The following is a 15,322-nucleotide window of genomic DNA, read 5'->3' on the forward strand; positions in this document are numbered from 1 at the left end:
TTTATAATTTTTCTAAGGTGCAAAACTGCCACTCATGGCGGTGTCGGTCTCGACCCCTATAAACAAACCGGATTCTCGAAATTTGAATTGTGGCAAATGTTTGTATAACGAGGCACTTTGTTTCATAATGCCATAATATATATGGAATCCCCCGAAACAAATTTAACAGTCTTACCCACCTAATCGGCAGGAAACGACAAATGACCGACCTCCCCGGCTATCCGAGCCGGCGCAGCTTTTTGAAAGCCTCCGCAGCAAGCGTGATGCTTTCAGGACTGGCTGTGTCAGCTCAGGCGCAACAGTCGACGCCCCCTGTTGCTCTCGAACAATACGAACGCCAATATTTTAATGATCTTGAATGGACTTTCATCCTCGCCGCTACGGCAAGGTTGATCCCCTCTGACGGTGATGGCCCAGGCGCTATCGAAACCCGTGTTCCTGTATTCATCGACCTTCAGCTCGCTGGCGACTACGGTCGTGCAGACGACTGGTATATGGTCGGCCCTCATGACGCATCTGCAGACCCGACACGCGGTTGGCAGACCCCGCTCAATCCCGCGCAGATCTATCGTCAGGCTATCCCGGCATTCAACGGCTGGTGCGAGCAGAAATATGGCGCTGCCTTCTCGGCACTGACTGCCGAGCAACAGGACGCAGCGCTGACTTCCCTTCAGAAGGGTGAAGTTGGTTTGCAGCCAGAACTGCGCGAGTTCTTCGGTATTCTTTTGCAGAACACCAAGGAAGGGTATTTTGCCGACCCGATGTATGGCGGCAATCACGGTATGCAGTCGTGGAGCTATATCGGTTTCCCCGGTGCTCGCGGCAGCTACAAGGAATGGGTTGAGCGTTACAATGTTCGCTACCCACTAGGCCCGGTTTCGATCAAGGGCGAGAGGGCTTAAAAATGGCACGTCAGGAAAAGAAAAAAGACGTGGTCATTGTTGGCCTCGGCTGGACAGGCGCGATTCTAGCTATGGAATTGGCGCAGGAAGGTCTTGAAATCGTCGCTCTTGAGCGCGGTCACGACCAAAATACCGTTCCGGATTTCAAATATCCGAACATGATCGATGAGCTGAAATACGGCGTGCGCCTCAAGATGATGCAGCGCGCAAGCCAGCAGACAGTTACAGTTCGCCGCAATGAGGGTGAAACTGCTCTGCCTTACCGCAGCTTCGGTTCGTTCCTTCCGGGCAACGGTGTCGGCGGTGCCGGCACGCACTGGAACGGCCTGAACTGGCGCCCACAGGCAGAAGAACTGCGTCTTCGTTCGCATGTTCTAGAAAACTGGGGTGAGCAGATCATCCCGGAAGACATGCTTCTTGGCGACTACCCTGTGACCTACGACGAAATGGAACCGTTCTTCGACCGTTTCGAACGTGTTGCAGGTATATCCGGCAAGGCAGGCAATCTGAAGGGTAAGCTCGTTGAGGGCGGCAATCCTTTTGAAGGATGGCGCTCGAACGAATATCCGATGCCTCCAATGCACACGACCTGGGATGGTCGCAAGTTCGCCGATGCAGCAAAGGCCATGGGCTATCACCCGTTCCCGTCGCCGGGCGGCATCGCATCGACTGCCTATGTGAACGAATATGGCATGCAGATGGGGCCGTGCAACCATTGCGGCTTCTGTGAGCGTTTCGGCTGCTACCAGTATTCGAAGTCATCGCCTCAGACGACCATTCTGGATGCGCTCAAGCGTATGCCGAACTTCTCATACCGTACGGAATCTGAAGTTCTGCGTATCGAAATGGCACCGGACGGCAAGACTGCAACCGGCGTTACCTATTTTGACGACAAGACGCAGGAAGAAGTCTTCCAGCCGGCCGACATCGTCATCATGGCTTCGTTCCAGCTCAACAACGTGCATTTGGCACTGCTTTCGGGCATCGGCAAGCCTTACGATCCGGCAACGGGCGAGGGTGTGACTGGCCGTAACTACGCCTATCAGCTGACAGGCGGCGTGACACTCTTCTTCAAGAACGAAGAGTTCAACCCGTTCATTGGTACAGGCGCTAACGGCATGTGCATCGATGACTTCGGTGTAAACCAGATCGACTTTGGTCGTGAAGGCTTCATCGGTGGTGCTTATTGGCGTTCGGGACAGACCAACGGCCAACCGATCCGCAGCATGACGCTTCCTTCGGGCACGCCTGGTTGGGGTGCAGGTTGGAAGAGCGCAATTGCCGAGTGGTATGGTCATTCGATGAACATCGGAACCCACGGTTCCGTTATGGCCTACAAGACCAACCATCTGGATCTTGATCCAACCTATAAAGACCCGCATGGCCGTCCGCTGATGCGCATGACCTTCAACTGGAATCCGAACGATATCCGGATGACCCAGTTCATGAAGGGCAAGGCGGAAGAATTGGCCAAGACGATGAACCCGGACCTGATGCAGTCATCCTTCAAAAAGGAAGGCGCACAGTTTGACGTTCGTCCTTATCAGACGACGCATACGACGGGCGGTCACACCATGTCGGCCAATCCGCGTGAAGGTGTGGTCAACCGCTTCTCGCAAGCGTGGGACAAGCACAACGTCTTCATGCTGGGTGCGGGTAACTTCGTGCAGAACACGCAGTATAACCCGACTGGTCTGCTCGGTGGTCTGGCTTACTGGACTGCTCACGCGATCCGTACGCAGTATCTTTCCAATCCACGTCCGTTGGTTTGAGGAGAATAGTGATGAAAACTTTTCTTCGCATTATCGGCGTTCTGGTCGTTCTTGGAATTATCGCGTTTCTCGCATTCCTGTTTGTTCCGGTACAGCTGACCAAGCCAACACAAGAGCTTGCTGCTGATTGGAAGCCTGCAAAGGGGCAGGGCGAATATGTGATGTATGCTTCCGACTGTATGGCTTGTCATACGGCAGAAGGCGGCAAGTCGTTTGCCGGTGGCCGTGCGATTGCGAGCCCGATGGGCACGATCTGGACGACAAACATCACTCCGGACAAGGAAACCGGCATCGGCAACTGGACACTCGATCAGTTCCGCGCAGCGCTCTATGATGGCATTCGTGCCGATGGCGTGCATCTTTATCCCGCCATGCCTTACGAAAACTATCGTAAGCTGAACGAGGAAGATGTCCGTGCGCTTTACGACTACTTCATGCATGAAGTAGAGCCGGTAAAGAACGAAGTGCAGCAGACCGAACTTGGCTTCCCGTTCAACATGCGCTTTGGTATCCGCGCATGGAACTGGCTCGCTTTGAACCACAAGGCTGGCTTTACGCCCGCCGGTAAGAACGAAGTTCAGGAACGTGGCCAGTATCTGGTTGAAGGTGCAGCCCACTGTGCTGCCTGTCACAGCCCGCGCAATGCTCTGATGGCGCAGGACGGTGTTCAGGTTGGCGACAAGGCCTTCCTTACGGGCGGTGTCGTCGATGGCTGGAATGCACCTTCGTTGCGTGGCCCACAGTCGGCACCTCAGAAGTGGTCCATTGAGGAAATGGCTTCCTATCTCGCAACCGGTCGTAATTCACATTCGACCGCAAACGGCGAAATGGGTCTGGCAGTCGAGCAGTCGTTTCAGCACCTGACGGATGCCGATACTCTGGCGATTGCTGCCTTCCTCAAGGGGATCGATGGCGCAGCTGTCGAAGTTCCTGAGAGCTTTGCGGTCAAGGCACCGACGGCACTTCCAGCCGCTCCGGCAGATGCCGCAGGTGAAGAAACTGCAAAGATGCTGACTGAAGCATCTCCGAACATGCCAGTCGGCGCACGTCTTTACCTCGATAACTGCGCTGCATGTCACTTTGTGACGGGTAAGGGTGCTCCTGGCATCTTCCCGGAACTGGCAGCTAATGATCTGGTCACGGGTTCGGAAGTGAAGCCGTTGGTCTCGATCATTCTGCACGGTGCAGAAGTGCCTTCGACCGAGAAGCGTCCTATGCGTCTGGTGATGCAGGGCTATGCTGATCGTCTGACGGATGATGAAGTTGCACAGCTCGCAACCTTTGTTCGCTCGGCTTGGGGCAACAAGGCTGGTGCAGTATCTGCTGCTGACGTTGCCAAGGTCCGCAATCAAGCTTCGCACTGATTGCATAAGGAGAAAACGGCGGGATTTATATTCCGCCGTTTTGCTTAACGACTGAAATTTATACATAAAAATACCCCCGCGTTAGACGCGGGGGTATTTTTTATTGGGTCGTATAGATTAGAGATGATTGCGTGGGATGGTCTGGTTCCATTCGCGGGTCTTGACCGCTTCGCCATTTTCCTTTGCCGTCAGAACACCGGAAATGTAGAAGTTTTCGGCATCAGAATGCATCTTGGTGGTGCTTTCGATGTCGATCATCCAGCCTTCGCGGCCCATCTGGTAGGCCTGTGTCAGCACATAAGACGCCGATAGCGGATCATTGTCATTGATACGCAGTTCACGCTTGAGGCTGTGGCTTAGCTGTGTGCCGAGATCGTCAAAGCGCAAAATGCCTTCGCCGAACAGACCGCCGATGCCTTCCGTCACATAAAGCGTTTCGCCGGTGACGTGATCCTGCTCGGTCCAGCGGCGCACGCTGCCCGGATCAAGCTGGGTCATTGGCGTTGCCGGGCCATGCGCTGGCTTCTGGAAGACGACCTTCGCGTCATCGGCAGAGGCTGGGCGCACTGGCAGATCAAGAACCGACGAAGCGGTATCGAGCGTCAACCTCACGCGCTTTGGCGATGGCCAGACCATCGGCCAGTAGCCGGTTGCAACCGAAAGACGGATGCGATGACCCTTTTTGAAGCTGTAGCCGCTATCGTTGAGCTTGATCGCGATTTCATAGGTCTTGCCCGGCACCAGCATTTCCGGCTTGTCGTGGCCGTTGATGTGGTTGAGGTTGAAGACCTGATAGCTAACGCGGGTGATGCGGCCATCCGGCAGAATATCACTGAGACGCAGCGAAACCTGTGCAACCGGCTGATCGACGGTGAATTTCAGACGTGCAACCGGCGCGCCTAGAATTTCGAGATCGTCGGTTAGAACAGGGGTGTCGAAGTTGAGCGAGCCGCCATCGTCAAGACGCTGATCGGTCGGGTGTTCGCCAGGGCAACCAGTCGCCATCCATTCGCCACCGGCCTTGCCGTGGCTGTTTGGCGACGAGATCGAAAGCACGCCCTTGGCTGCATCGGCTTTGCCCAAGGTGAAGTCAGCACCAAGCGCAAAAGGCGTGTGTGTGATTTCAGTCGAAGGCCAGTTCTTTTCACCGACCCAACGGCCATTGGTAAAGTCGCGCGACCCGGTTGGTTCGATCGTATCGCAGATATAGGCGCGCAGCTTCGGCTCATCCATGATGCCGGTCTCTTTGCCCTTGAGCCACTGGTCCCACCAACGCACTGCTTCCTGCAGGAAGCCGATTGCCGGACCCGGCAGACCGTCCTGCGGATAGACATGGCCCCAAGGACCGATAATGCCGCGGGCAGGGACTTGCAGGTTTTCGAGCAGGCGCGGAACAGCATTGGTGTAGCTGTCGGCCCATGCGCCGATTGTGAGAACCGGGCACTGGATTGCAGACCAATCTTCGCAGACCGAGCCATGCTTCCAATATTCATCGTAATGCTGATGTTCGAGCCAGAGGGCAGGGAAGAACGGCAGGCGCTCCAGACGTTCAATCCATGCATCGCGCCAGCTAGCGCCCACAATCGCCGGATCAAGCGGACGCGACTGATAGGCGAGCATGATCGTGCCCCACCACAGGTTATCATTGAGCAGCAGACCGCCCATGTAGTGGATGTCGTCGCGGAAACGGTCGTCGGTCGAATAGGCGGTGATGATTGCCTTGAGTGCTGGCGGACGGCAGGCCGCGACCTGAAGGCCATTGAAGCCACCCCAGCTCTTGCCCATCATGCCGACATTGCCGCTGCACCAAGGCTGCGCCGCAATCCAGGCGATGACTTCGAGCGCATCGTCCTGTTCCTGCTGGATATATTCGTCAGCCATGTGGCCGTCGGATTCACCCGTGCCACGCATATCAACGCGGATCGCGGCATAGCCGTTCTGTGCGAAATAGCCATGCATTGGCTCATCGCGGCCGCGGGTGCCGTCGCGCTTGCGGTATGGAATATATTCGAGCACGGCAGGAACGGGATTTTCCTCGGCGCCTTCAGGCAGCCACAGGCGCGCACCAAGACGGGTGCCATCCTTCAGAGTGATCCACAGATGCTCGGTGACGTTTACGGTCATGATCGGTTCCACTTACTTATTAAAAGTTTCGATGCGGCATTAGCGCCGCATCGACAGATCGACTGGTATTAGACGGCGGCGCGAGCCTTGAGGATGTCGTCCAGCCAGTCACGGCGCAGCTCCGGAACGGATGTGATGAGCTGCTCCGTATAGGGCTCATAAGGCGGTTCGAAGATTGCCTTCGTGGTGCCGGTTTCGACCACCTTGCCCTTCTGCATCACCATGGTGCGATCGGCGAGCCGACGTACGACGCCAAGGTCGTGGGTGATGAAGAGATATGACACTTGCAATTCATCCTGCAATTTACGCAGGAGCCTGAGAATTTCTTCAGCGACCAGAGGGTCGAGCGCCGAGGTGACTTCATCGCAGATGATGAGATCAGGCTTTGCTGCCAGCGCGCGGGCGATGCACACACGCTGTTTTTGCCCGCCCGAAAGGGCACCCGGCAGGCGGTCTGCAAAGTCGACAGGCAAGCCGATGAGTTCAAGCAGGCGCTTGACCTCGATCTCGCGCTGATCTTCATTCATGCCGAAATAGAACTTCATCGGGCGACCGATGATTTCACCAACGGTCTGGCGTGGGTTCAATGCCACGTCAGGGAGCTGATAAACAAGCTGAATGCGGCGCAGTTCTTCGCGCGAACGTTTTTTGTAGTTCGCTTCGAGCCGCTGTCCGGCAAGGGTGATAATGCCGCTTGAATGCGGCGGAAGGCCTGCAATAATGCGTGCAAGCGTTGATTTGCCGGAACCGGATTCACCCACGACCGCAAGGGTTTCGCCACGACGGATGTAGCAACCCACATCGGTCAGAACAAGTTTCTTGCCGTAATAAGCCGTCGCGTTTTTCACTTCGAGCAGGATTTCGCCGGTCTTGTGTTCGGCCTGTTCGCCTGAAATGCTGGCTTCACGCTCAGACACCAGACGCTGGGTATATTCCTGCTTTGGTGCTTCGAGAATTTGCTCGGCAGAGCCAAGCTCGACCATCTTGCCATGACGCAGAACCATGATGCGGTCGGCGATTTGCGCCACCACTGCAAGGTCATGCGTGATGTAAAGTGCGGCAGTGTTGTAACGCTGGATCAGGCTGCGCAAGAGTGCCAGTACCTCGATCTGGGTCGTCACATCAAGTGCGGTGGTCGGCTCGTCCAGCACCAGAATATCAGGGCGACAAGACATGGCCATGGCAACCATGGCACGCTGCAACTGTCCACCGGAAACCTGATGCGGATAGCGATCGCCAAAGGTGTCAGCGTCTGGAAGCTGCAATGTGTGCAGCAGTTCCAGCATCCATGCCTTGGCTTCCGCCTTGGTCATGAGGCCGTGATAGAGCGGGCCTTCCATGATCTGATCGCCAATGCGATGCGCCGGATTAAACGACGCCGCCGCACTTTGCGCCACATAGGCGATGCGTGCGCCGCGCGCCTTTTCACGGGTTTCGCGGGTGCCGTCCATCAACGAAATATCGTCAACGACGATGGTGCCTTCAGCGATTCTACAACCGCCACGGCCATAGCCCATTGCTGCAAGTCCAATGGTGGACTTGCCAGCACCGGATTCACCGATGAGGCCCAGCACTTCGCCACGCTTCAGCGTCACATTGACATGATCGACAAGCGTTGCATCATTGGGTGCTTTGACGACGAGGTCGGAGATTGAAAGAACGATATCCTTGCTCATCGATCAGCTCCCTGCGTGGTCGTGCGTCCGGCCAAAAGCCAGTCAACGACGAGGTTGACGCCAACGGTGAGGATGGCGATTGCAGCCGCCGGGAATAGCGGTGCGTAAAGGCCGTAGAGAATAGCCTGCTGGTTGTCCTTCACCATGCCGCCCCAGTCCGCAAATGGCGGCTGGATGCCAAGGCCAAGGAACGACAGGCCAGCAACGAAGAGGAAGGTGAAACAGAAACGCAGGCCGAATTCCGCAATCAGCGGCGGCAGCGTGTTTGGCAGGATTTCACGCCAGATCAGCCAGCCAAGACCTTCGCCGCGAAGACGGGCGGTTTCGGCATATTCCAGCACATTGACGCCCTGCGCCACGATACGCGCCAAACGGAACACGCGGGTGGAATCGAGCAATGCGATGGTGATGATCAGAACCGGCAGCGACGAGCCGAGCGCCTGAAGGATGACGAGCGCCGAAATGAGCACGGGAATGCACATGACGGTATCGACAATGCGTGAGAGAACCGTATCGACCCAGCCGCCGAAAATGGCAGCGAGGAAGCCGAGCGGCACGCCGACGCTGAACGACAAGAGCGATGCAGCCAGCGAAACGCCAATCGACATCTGCGCACCAAAGAGCAGGCGCGAGAGCATGTCGCGACCATTCTGATCGAGGCCGAACCAGAACTGTGCCGATGGCGGATCAAATGGTGCACCGACGATTTCTTCCTGACCATAAGGCGCGATCAACGGGCCAAACAGGAACATCAAAAGGCACAGTGTGACGATGGCGAGGCCAACCCACGCCGTCAAAGGAATAGATTTCTTCATTGTCTTCATCGTGGGTGCCTCAGGCGCGGATTGAGCGCGATGGCAGCGACATCGGCGATGATATTGAGAATGACATAGGCCGCACCGAAGACGAGGGCCGCAGCTTGCACGAGCGGAAGGTCACGCTTCGAAACGGCATCAACCATGAAGCGGCCAAGGCCGTTATAGTTGAAGACGGCTTCGACAAGCACAACGCCGGTGATGAGGTAAGCGATATTGAACGCCACCACATTGACGATAGGCGCCGCCGCATTTGGCAAAGCGTGCTTGGTCACGACGCGCTTGGTGCGCAAACCTTTGAGATATGCCGTTTCGACATAGGCCTGATCCATAACCGACAAAACGGCGGTACGGGTCATGCGCATCATCTGCGCAACCGTGACGAGCACCAGCGTCAGCGCGGGCAGGGCAGTGGCCTGCACCCATTCGAGGAACGTCATGCCCTCATAGGTGTCGGCAAGGCTCGGCAGCAGATTAAAGCGGATCGACAAAAACAGGATCAGCAGCAGGCCTAGGAAATATTCAGGCAGAGAGACAAAAGCCAGCGCTACGATATTGATAACACGATCAAAAATGCCGCCGCGCTTCACCGCAGTGATAAGGCCAAGGAGAATAGCGATAGGAACGCTGATGACCGCTGCAAAGGCTGCAAGCGCCATCGTATTCCAGAAACGCGGCCACAAAAGATCGGCCACCGGCTGCTGGTTGGCAAGCGAAGTACCAAGATCGCCAGTCACGAAACCAGCAAGCCACGCGAAATAGCGTGCGAGGACCGGTTGATTGAGACCAAGGCTTTCACGCAGCGTCGCAAGCGCTTCCGGCGTGGCATTCTGGCCGAGAATGGCTGACGCCACGTCACCGGGCAGGATCTGCGTGCCGGCGAAAATCAACGCCGACACGAGGAACAGCGTGAGGAGCCCGAGCCCCACACGCTTGAGAATTAGAACGAACATTTATGCTTCCAGCCAGACTTTTTCGGCAAGGCGAGCGCCCATCAGATTGAACATCGGATGCGTGGTCACGCCCTTGAGCTTCTTGGAGGTGGCGTCGAGATAGTCGCCAAACATTGGGATAAGCGCGCCGCCATCATTACTGATCATGGCCTGCAGTTCAGCGTAGATTTCCTTGCGCTTGGCCTGATCGAGCATTGCACGGGCTTCGAGCAGCTTGGAGTCGAAATCAGCGCTCTTCCAATGCGTATCGTTTTGTGAAGCGTTGGATGCATAAGCGATCGACAGAGCCTGATCGGCAGTCGGGCGACCGCCACGATAAGACATGCAGAACGGCGCTTTCATCCAGACATTGTCCCAATATCCGTCTGCTGGCTCACGCTTGATGTCGATCTCGATGCCCGACTTGGCGGCGGCGGTGCGGAAGATCGCTGCAGCATCGACAGCGCCCGTGAAGGCGGCATCCGAGGCGGACAGCTGAATTTTCAGCGAATCCATGCCTGCCTGCTTCAGATAGAACTTGGCCTTTTCCGGGTCGTAAGCGCGCTGTGGCAGTGCTGCATCGAAGAACGGATCGGTGCTTGGGATCGGGTTGTCATTGCCCAGACGCCCATAGCCGCGCAAAGCGGTCTTGAGCAGCTGTTCGCGGTCAATGGCGTGCTTGACGGCGAGGCGGACGTTGTTGTCGGTAAACGGCGCCTGCGTGCAATCCATCAGGAAAGAGAAATGCTGGCCACCAGACGATTGAACGATGTTGAGGTTCGGATTGCGCTTCAACAGATCAACCGTCTTGAAGTCGAGCTGGTTGATAGCGTGAACCTGACCGGACATCATGGCGTTGGTACGGGCAGAGACGTCATTGATGACGATCACTTCAACCGCATCGACCCATGCGGAATTTGGCTTCCAGTAGCTTTCATTGCGCGTGAAACGCGAACGCACGCCCGGCTGGAAACGCTCGAAAACGAAAGGTCCGGTGCCAACCGGCTTGTTGAAATCGGTCCAGTCTTTAGGAACGACGAGGAAGTGATAATCGGACAGGATGTAAGGCAGATCAGCATTGCCGCTGTTCAGCGTAATCTTGACTGTGCCAGCGTCAACCTTGACGACATCAGTGAATTCAGATGCGAGCGAACGCGCACCGGATGTGGTTTCGCCGCGGTGCAGATTGATCGAATAAACGACGTCGTCGGCGTCAAGCGTCTTGCCATTGTGGAAGGTTACGCCCTGACGAACCTTGAAGGTCCATTCCTTGGCGTCGGCTGATGGTTCCCAGCTTTCAAACAGCTCAGGCACGGCTTTGTTGTCGGCGTCGATTTCGACGAGGCCGTTCATCAGCATGTAAGCCTGATTAACCGGAACCCAATCCTTGAGAAGACGTGGGTCGAAATTGTCAGTGGTGGAGCCGCCGCCAATGCCGAGCTTGAGAACGCCGCCCTTCTTTGGCGCGCCATCGGCTGCAGCGGCTGCTGCCGAGGTGATCAGACCGCTCATGCCAGTAGCGGCGAGAAGGCCAAGACCTGCGGCGCCTGTCATGAAGCTGCGGCGGGAGAGGTTAAAATCGTTTCGGTACTCAGTCATGCGTTACCCCTGTTGAAGTCTTAGCTTGTATTTTATGCATAGCTAAATCGATTTTGCGGGTTGGACTAGCCCACACACCTCGTAACTTTCAAGGGTTATAAGCGGTTTTTATGATATGACTTTTATGCATACCCCCATGCCAAATGTACCTCTTGGCTTTTGTGGGAACAGGGATAAAGGAGCATTCCACAGAGACCTGCGGTGGCGCTTCTTCCACAAAAAAAGTTGCCTCTGCGATTGAAATTTTGCTGATCGTGGAGATCAAAATGAGTTTGCCGGATATTGTTGGCTTGTTGGGTGCAGTTTTCTATCTTTCTGCTTATGCCCTGATTCAGCTACGTATTTACACGGTGGACGATGCCATCATCACCGTGCTCAATATTCTTGGCGGTGTAGCGCTGATTTATTCGCTCTCGTGGAACTTCAATCTGGGTTCCATCATCACGCAGGTGGCCTGGCTGGTGTTTACTGTCGTTGGTTACGTACGGTTCCGTATGATGGCTCGTCGTCGTGCAGCTGTTATACCTGCCGAATAAATCTCATCATCTTTACGTGATTGCGTCCGTTCCATTGCTTGCAATCAGCCAGTCGGACACTTCACGCACAATCTTGCGCTGATGGCGGTCGGCTGGCCGCATCAGATAGAAATAAGCGTCTGATCGCATCATATGATCGTGGACGGGTACGAGCGTGCCTGCTGCAAGCTGCTCTTTGATGAGCCAAGTCCAGCCAAGTGTGATGCCGATTCCTTGCGTGGCCGCTGCAACACAGAGGCCATAATCGCCCAAGCGCCATTCCAGTGCGCCGGGAGAAGGGGAGAGCCGCGCATCCTGCCACCATTCAGGCCAACCTTGCCATTCGCGCATGGTGTCTTCGATTGAGAGCAGAACCGGCGCTTCCTGCTCCATGATATTTGCCACGCCGGGGGCAGAAACCGGCACAACTTCTTCGCGCCCCAGCACGGTTAGATTCACACCAATCGGACGTTCCTTGCGATAGAACAGCGCCAGATCAAATTCATCGAGGCGCAAATGCGCCACATCGTCGGTCACGCGCAGCCGGATTTCGATGCCGGGAAGTTCCGCTTTCAGCATTCCAACACGCGACAAGAACCACTGATCGGCAATGCCGCGCGAACAGGCAATGGTTATCTGTCGTGGGCCTGTCCAGGCACGTAGGCCGTCGGTGACTGCCGTCAAATCGCCGAGCAGGCGGCTGACATCTGAGGCGTAGCTTTCACCCATTGTGGTGAGCTGAACGCCAACGGGGAGGCGGTTGAACAGCTTGGAGCCGATGAACGCTTCAAGTTTGCCAATCTGACGACTGACGGCGCTTTGGGTGAGGCCGAGCTCCAGACCCGCGCGCGAAAAGCTGCCAAGCCGTGCAGCGCTGTCGAAGACGACAAGCGCGTTGAGCGGCGGCATAGATTGGCGTCCAACTGCCATAAAAATTCTCCGCAAGAATGAGGCTGTTGTTAATGCGATCTGACGTGAGCTGCAAGATGGCTCAATGCGAGAAAATAAGCGATTTTTTGATTTCTTCCATTTTGGAAGAAGTTCATTTCGCGTTGGCTATCTAATCATTATCGGCGCTTTTCGGCATGGTCTGCCTCAAACATTTATCATCGGAAATGAGGTCTATCGTGATCGACAATCGTACTGCGCCTTATGCTATTTTCATTCTGCGTCTGGCACTCGGCATTCTCTTTCTAGCCCATGCTGGCTTGAAAATTTTCGTCTTCACACCTGCAGGAACCGCAGCATTTTTCGGATCGCTTGGTCTGCCTGGCTGGTTTGCCTACGTAACCATTCTTTGGGAAGTCGTCGGCGCTATCGCGCTGATTATCGGCATCTTTCCGCGCATTGCAGCCGTTGCTCTTATTCCAATCCTGCTCGGTGCGATTTTCACCGTTCACGGTGCAGCTGGCTTCTTTTTCACCAACGCCAATGGTGGTTGGGAGTTTCCAGCATTCTGGATCGTAGGGCTTATCGTCGTGGCATTGGGTGGCAATGGCGCCTATGCTGTGAAGCCGGGTGCATCTGCCTAAATAGCAGACATCGCCATTTGCTGGATATGCGGGGAGGGAACTCTCCGCAATTCTAACGAAAATTTTCAAGGATAAGTGCCATGCTTGTAGATGGTAAGTGGACAGAAGACTGGCAGCCAGTTCAAGCGAAAGATGAAAAAGGCGGTTTTGTGCGCCAGATTTCCGGCTTTCGAAACTGGATAACTCCCGACGGTAGCGCAGGTCCGACGGGTGAGGCGGGCTTCAAGGCAGAAGCAGGTCGCTACCATCTTTATGTCGCTTATATCTGCCCATGGGCATCGCGCACCTTAATCGGCCGTAAGCTCAAAGGGCTGGAAGATGCAATTTCGATCTCGGTGGTCGAACCTGCTCTGACCAATCAGGGCTGGCGATTTGGCGACTATCCGGGTGCTGATCGTGATGTTCTCAATGGCGCCACTTATATGCACGAGATCTACACCAAAGCAGATCCACATTATACGGGCCGCGCCACAGTGCCTGTGCTGTGGGACAAGCAAAAACAGACCATCGTCAACAACGAGTCCGCTGACATTCTTCGGATGCTCAACTCAGGTTTTGGCGATCTTGCCAGCGCGGATTTCGATTTTTATCTGGAAGCATTGCGCTCAGAAATCGACGAGTTGAACGAGTATATTTATCCTCGGCTCAACAACGGCGTTTATCGCACGGGATTTGCCACTACGCAGATCGCCTATGATGAAGCTTTCCGCGACGTATTTAAGGCGCTTGCTGTGCTTGAGGAAAAGCTTGATGGAAAAGGTCCATTCCTGTTTGGCGAGAGCCTGACGGAAACGGATATTCGGCTGTTTGTGACGCTCATACGCTTTGATGCTGCCTATTACGGCTTGTTCAAATGCAATCTCCGGCAGTTGAAGGACTATCCGGCGCTGAGTGGCTGGCTGTTGCGCGTTTTGAATATTCCGGGCGTGCGTGAAACGGTCAATATTGATCATATCAAGCGGGGATATTATTCGATCAAGGCGTTAAACCCCACAGGCATTGTTCCGGTCGGTCCAGATTTACCGGGGATTGCAAGCGTACAAATCTGACGAGCGGCTTTGATTATTTCCATATTTTGGCTATTTTGCACAAAAGCAGTGTTAAAATAGCCAATACGGAAACAATCAATGGATCGCCTTGATAGTGAGCGGATGTTTGTCGCGGTCCTTGATACGGGCAGTTTTTCAGCTGCTGCTCAAAGGCTTGGCACGAGCAGCGGGCAGGCGTCGAAACTCATTTCCAAGCTTGAAGCTGGGCTAGGTGTTCAGCTTATAAAGCGCACAACACGAGCGCTTTCGCCGACAGAGGTCGGCTACGCATATTATGAGCGTATCAAGGGTTTGGTGCAGGACTTTGATGCATTGGATGCGTCTGTTCGCAATGCATCCGGCGCGCCGAGCGGGCGTATAAGGCTGACGGCACCCATGTCTTTCGGGACATTGCAGCTGACCCCAATCCTCTTGGAGTTTGCGAAAACATTTCCCGATATACAAATTGACGTTAGTTTCTCAGATCGCATCGTTAATCTGGTGGACGAGGGCTTCGATATCGGTGTTCGCATCGGCAAACCGCTTGATAGCAGTTTGATTGCGAGACGGCTCTGCGACGCGCGTGTGGTGTTGGTTGCAGCGCCTTCCTATGTTAGCGAGCAGGGCTTACCCACGCATCCGCGCGACCTGTCTGATCATAGCTGTATTATCGATACGAATTTCCGGGATCCTTTCATATGGCGATTCAAGCCTGCGCAGAATGGTGAGATCCAGTCAGCTGCCATCTCAGGACGTCTGCAGTTTTCCAACGGCGAAGCTTGTCTGGAGGCTGCTGCAGCTGGTCTGGGCATTGCGCATGTGCCCACATTCATCGCTGGGCCATCCATTCGTGATGGCCGTGTACAGCAATTGCTCCGTGATTACGAAGATAAGCCGCTGGGCATCTACGCTGTTTATCCTCCAGCCAGGCATCTGGCGATCAAAGTGCGCGCATTGGTGGATTATCTGGTCGATCATCTGCACGGAGAGCCTGCCTGGGATCGTGGTTGGCTTTGAAGGGTGTGAGGTCATGCTGAAGCGCGACTTTTGCCGTTTGAGTTTA

13 protein-coding genes are annotated in these 15,322 nt (G+C 55.1%); 7 read left to right on the forward strand and 6 right to left on the reverse strand.

The genetic code is table 11. The annotated features are described in order from the left end of the window. Positions 1-200 precede the first annotated feature (200 nt). From CEV34_RS10985 to CEV34_RS10995, 3 genes are read left to right on the forward strand one after another with little or no spacing between them, the layout of a single operon-like run. Complete coding sequence (locus CEV34_RS10985; RefSeq protein WP_007879080.1) at positions 201-902, forward strand: gluconate 2-dehydrogenase subunit 3 family protein; 702 nt, start codon at positions 201-203, stop codon at positions 900-902. Between the two features lie 2 nt (positions 903-904). Next, positions 905-2,674 carry a GMC family oxidoreductase gene (locus tag CEV34_RS10990; protein ID WP_007879081.1) on the forward strand — a complete coding sequence of 590 codons (1,770 nt, stop codon included), beginning with the start codon at positions 905-907 and terminating at the stop codon, positions 2,672-2,674. A gap of 11 nt (positions 2,675-2,685) precedes the next feature. Next, on the forward strand, positions 2,686-4,038 hold the full coding sequence (locus CEV34_RS10995; RefSeq protein ID WP_007879082.1) for a cytochrome c: 1,353 nt from the start codon (positions 2,686-2,688) through the stop codon (positions 4,036-4,038). A 117-nt stretch (positions 4,039-4,155) separates the two neighbouring features. Here the strand turns inward: CEV34_RS10995 and CEV34_RS11000 are convergent, their stop codons facing one another. From CEV34_RS11000 to CEV34_RS11020, 5 genes are all read right to left on the reverse strand, one after another. Then, a complete protein-coding gene (locus CEV34_RS11000; protein WP_007879083.1) occupies positions 4,156-6,162 on the reverse strand; it encodes a CocE/NonD family hydrolase in 2,007 nt (668 codons plus the stop codon). A 68-nt stretch (positions 6,163-6,230) separates the two neighbouring features. After that, complete coding sequence (locus tag CEV34_RS11005) at positions 6,231-7,838, reverse strand: ABC transporter ATP-binding protein (RefSeq protein ID WP_007879084.1); 1,608 nt, start codon at positions 7,836-7,838, stop codon at positions 6,231-6,233. Beyond that, positions 7,835-8,653, reverse strand: a complete 819-nt coding sequence (locus tag CEV34_RS11010) for an ABC transporter permease (protein WP_374891833.1) — start codon at positions 8,651-8,653, stop codon at positions 7,835-7,837. The genes CEV34_RS11005 and CEV34_RS11010 overlap by 4 nt, the downstream gene beginning before the upstream one ends. A 5-nt stretch (positions 8,654-8,658) precedes the next feature. Next, a complete protein-coding gene (locus CEV34_RS11015; RefSeq protein WP_007879087.1) occupies positions 8,659-9,606 on the reverse strand; it encodes an ABC transporter permease in 948 nt (315 codons plus the stop codon). Next, positions 9,607-11,184: an ABC transporter substrate-binding protein gene (locus tag CEV34_RS11020; protein WP_039860762.1), complete on the reverse strand. Its 1,578-nt coding sequence runs from the start codon at positions 11,182-11,184 to the stop codon at positions 9,607-9,609. A 266-nt stretch (positions 11,185-11,450) separates the two neighbouring features. On the opposite strand from CEV34_RS11020, the gene CEV34_RS11025 reads away from it, so the two are divergent. Next, a complete protein-coding gene (locus tag CEV34_RS11025; RefSeq protein WP_039860778.1) occupies positions 11,451-11,720 on the forward strand; it encodes a CBU_0592 family membrane protein in 270 nt (89 codons plus the stop codon). A 12-nt stretch (positions 11,721-11,732) separates the two neighbouring features. On the opposite strand, the gene CEV34_RS11030 is transcribed toward CEV34_RS11025, so the two are convergent. Beyond that, on the reverse strand, positions 11,733-12,629 hold the full coding sequence (locus CEV34_RS11030) for a LysR substrate-binding domain-containing protein (protein ID WP_007879090.1): 897 nt from the start codon (positions 12,627-12,629) through the stop codon (positions 11,733-11,735). Between the two features lie 197 nt (positions 12,630-12,826). Here CEV34_RS11030 and CEV34_RS11035 point away from each other — a divergent pair, with 197 nt between their 5' ends. The 3 genes from CEV34_RS11035 to CEV34_RS11045 all read left to right on the forward strand — a co-directional run bounded on the left by CEV34_RS11035 (position 12,827) and on the right by CEV34_RS11045 (position 15,276). Next, positions 12,827-13,231, forward strand: a complete 405-nt coding sequence (locus CEV34_RS11035; RefSeq protein ID WP_007879092.1) for a DoxX family protein — start codon at positions 12,827-12,829, stop codon at positions 13,229-13,231. Positions 13,232-13,311: 80 nt separating this feature from the next. Next, positions 13,312-14,280 carry a glutathione S-transferase family protein gene (locus CEV34_RS11040; RefSeq protein ID WP_007879106.1) on the forward strand — a complete coding sequence of 323 codons (969 nt, stop codon included), beginning with the start codon at positions 13,312-13,314 and terminating at the stop codon, positions 14,278-14,280. Positions 14,281-14,358: 78 nt separating this feature from the next. After that, entirely contained in the window at positions 14,359-15,276 is a 918-nt protein-coding gene (locus CEV34_RS11045) for a LysR family transcriptional regulator (RefSeq protein ID WP_007879108.1), read from the forward strand. Positions 15,277-15,322 lie beyond the last annotated feature (46 nt).

The organism is Brucella pseudogrignonensis (assembly GCF_002252525.1).
In the GTDB taxonomy this organism is placed as follows: domain Bacteria; phylum Pseudomonadota; class Alphaproteobacteria; order Rhizobiales; family Rhizobiaceae; genus Brucella; species Brucella pseudogrignonensis.

Excerpts from the sequence above, each read along its gene's own strand:
- CEV34_RS10985 (WP_007879080.1), top strand. The coding sequence starts at position 201 with ATGACCGACCTCCCCGGCTATCCGAGCCGGCGCAGCTTTTTGAAAGCC.
- CEV34_RS10990 (WP_007879081.1), top strand. The coding sequence starts at position 905 with ATGGCACGTCAGGAAAAGAAAAAAGACGTGGTCATTGTTGGCCTCGGC.
- CEV34_RS10995 (WP_007879082.1), top strand. The coding sequence starts at position 2,686 with ATGAAAACTTTTCTTCGCATTATCGGCGTTCTGGTCGTTCTTGGAATT.
- CEV34_RS11000 (WP_007879083.1), bottom strand. The coding sequence starts at position 6,162 with ATGACCGTAAACGTCACCGAGCATCTGTGGATCACTCTGAAGGATGGC.
- CEV34_RS11005 (WP_007879084.1), bottom strand. The coding sequence starts at position 7,838 with ATGAGCAAGGATATCGTTCTTTCAATCTCCGACCTCGTCGTCAAAGCA.
- CEV34_RS11010 (WP_374891833.1), bottom strand. The coding sequence starts at position 8,653 with ATGAAGAAATCTATTCCTTTGACGGCGTGGGTTGGCCTCGCCATCGTC.
- CEV34_RS11015 (WP_007879087.1), bottom strand. The coding sequence starts at position 9,606 with ATGTTCGTTCTAATTCTCAAGCGTGTGGGGCTCGGGCTCCTCACGCTG.
- CEV34_RS11020 (WP_039860762.1), bottom strand. The coding sequence starts at position 11,184 with ATGACTGAGTACCGAAACGATTTTAACCTCTCCCGCCGCAGCTTCATG.
- CEV34_RS11025 (WP_039860778.1), top strand. The coding sequence starts at position 11,451 with ATGAGTTTGCCGGATATTGTTGGCTTGTTGGGTGCAGTTTTCTATCTT.
- CEV34_RS11030 (WP_007879090.1), bottom strand. The coding sequence starts at position 12,629 with ATGGCAGTTGGACGCCAATCTATGCCGCCGCTCAACGCGCTTGTCGTC.
- CEV34_RS11040 (WP_007879106.1), top strand. The coding sequence starts at position 13,312 with ATGCTTGTAGATGGTAAGTGGACAGAAGACTGGCAGCCAGTTCAAGCG.
- CEV34_RS11045 (WP_007879108.1), top strand. The coding sequence starts at position 14,359 with ATGGATCGCCTTGATAGTGAGCGGATGTTTGTCGCGGTCCTTGATACG.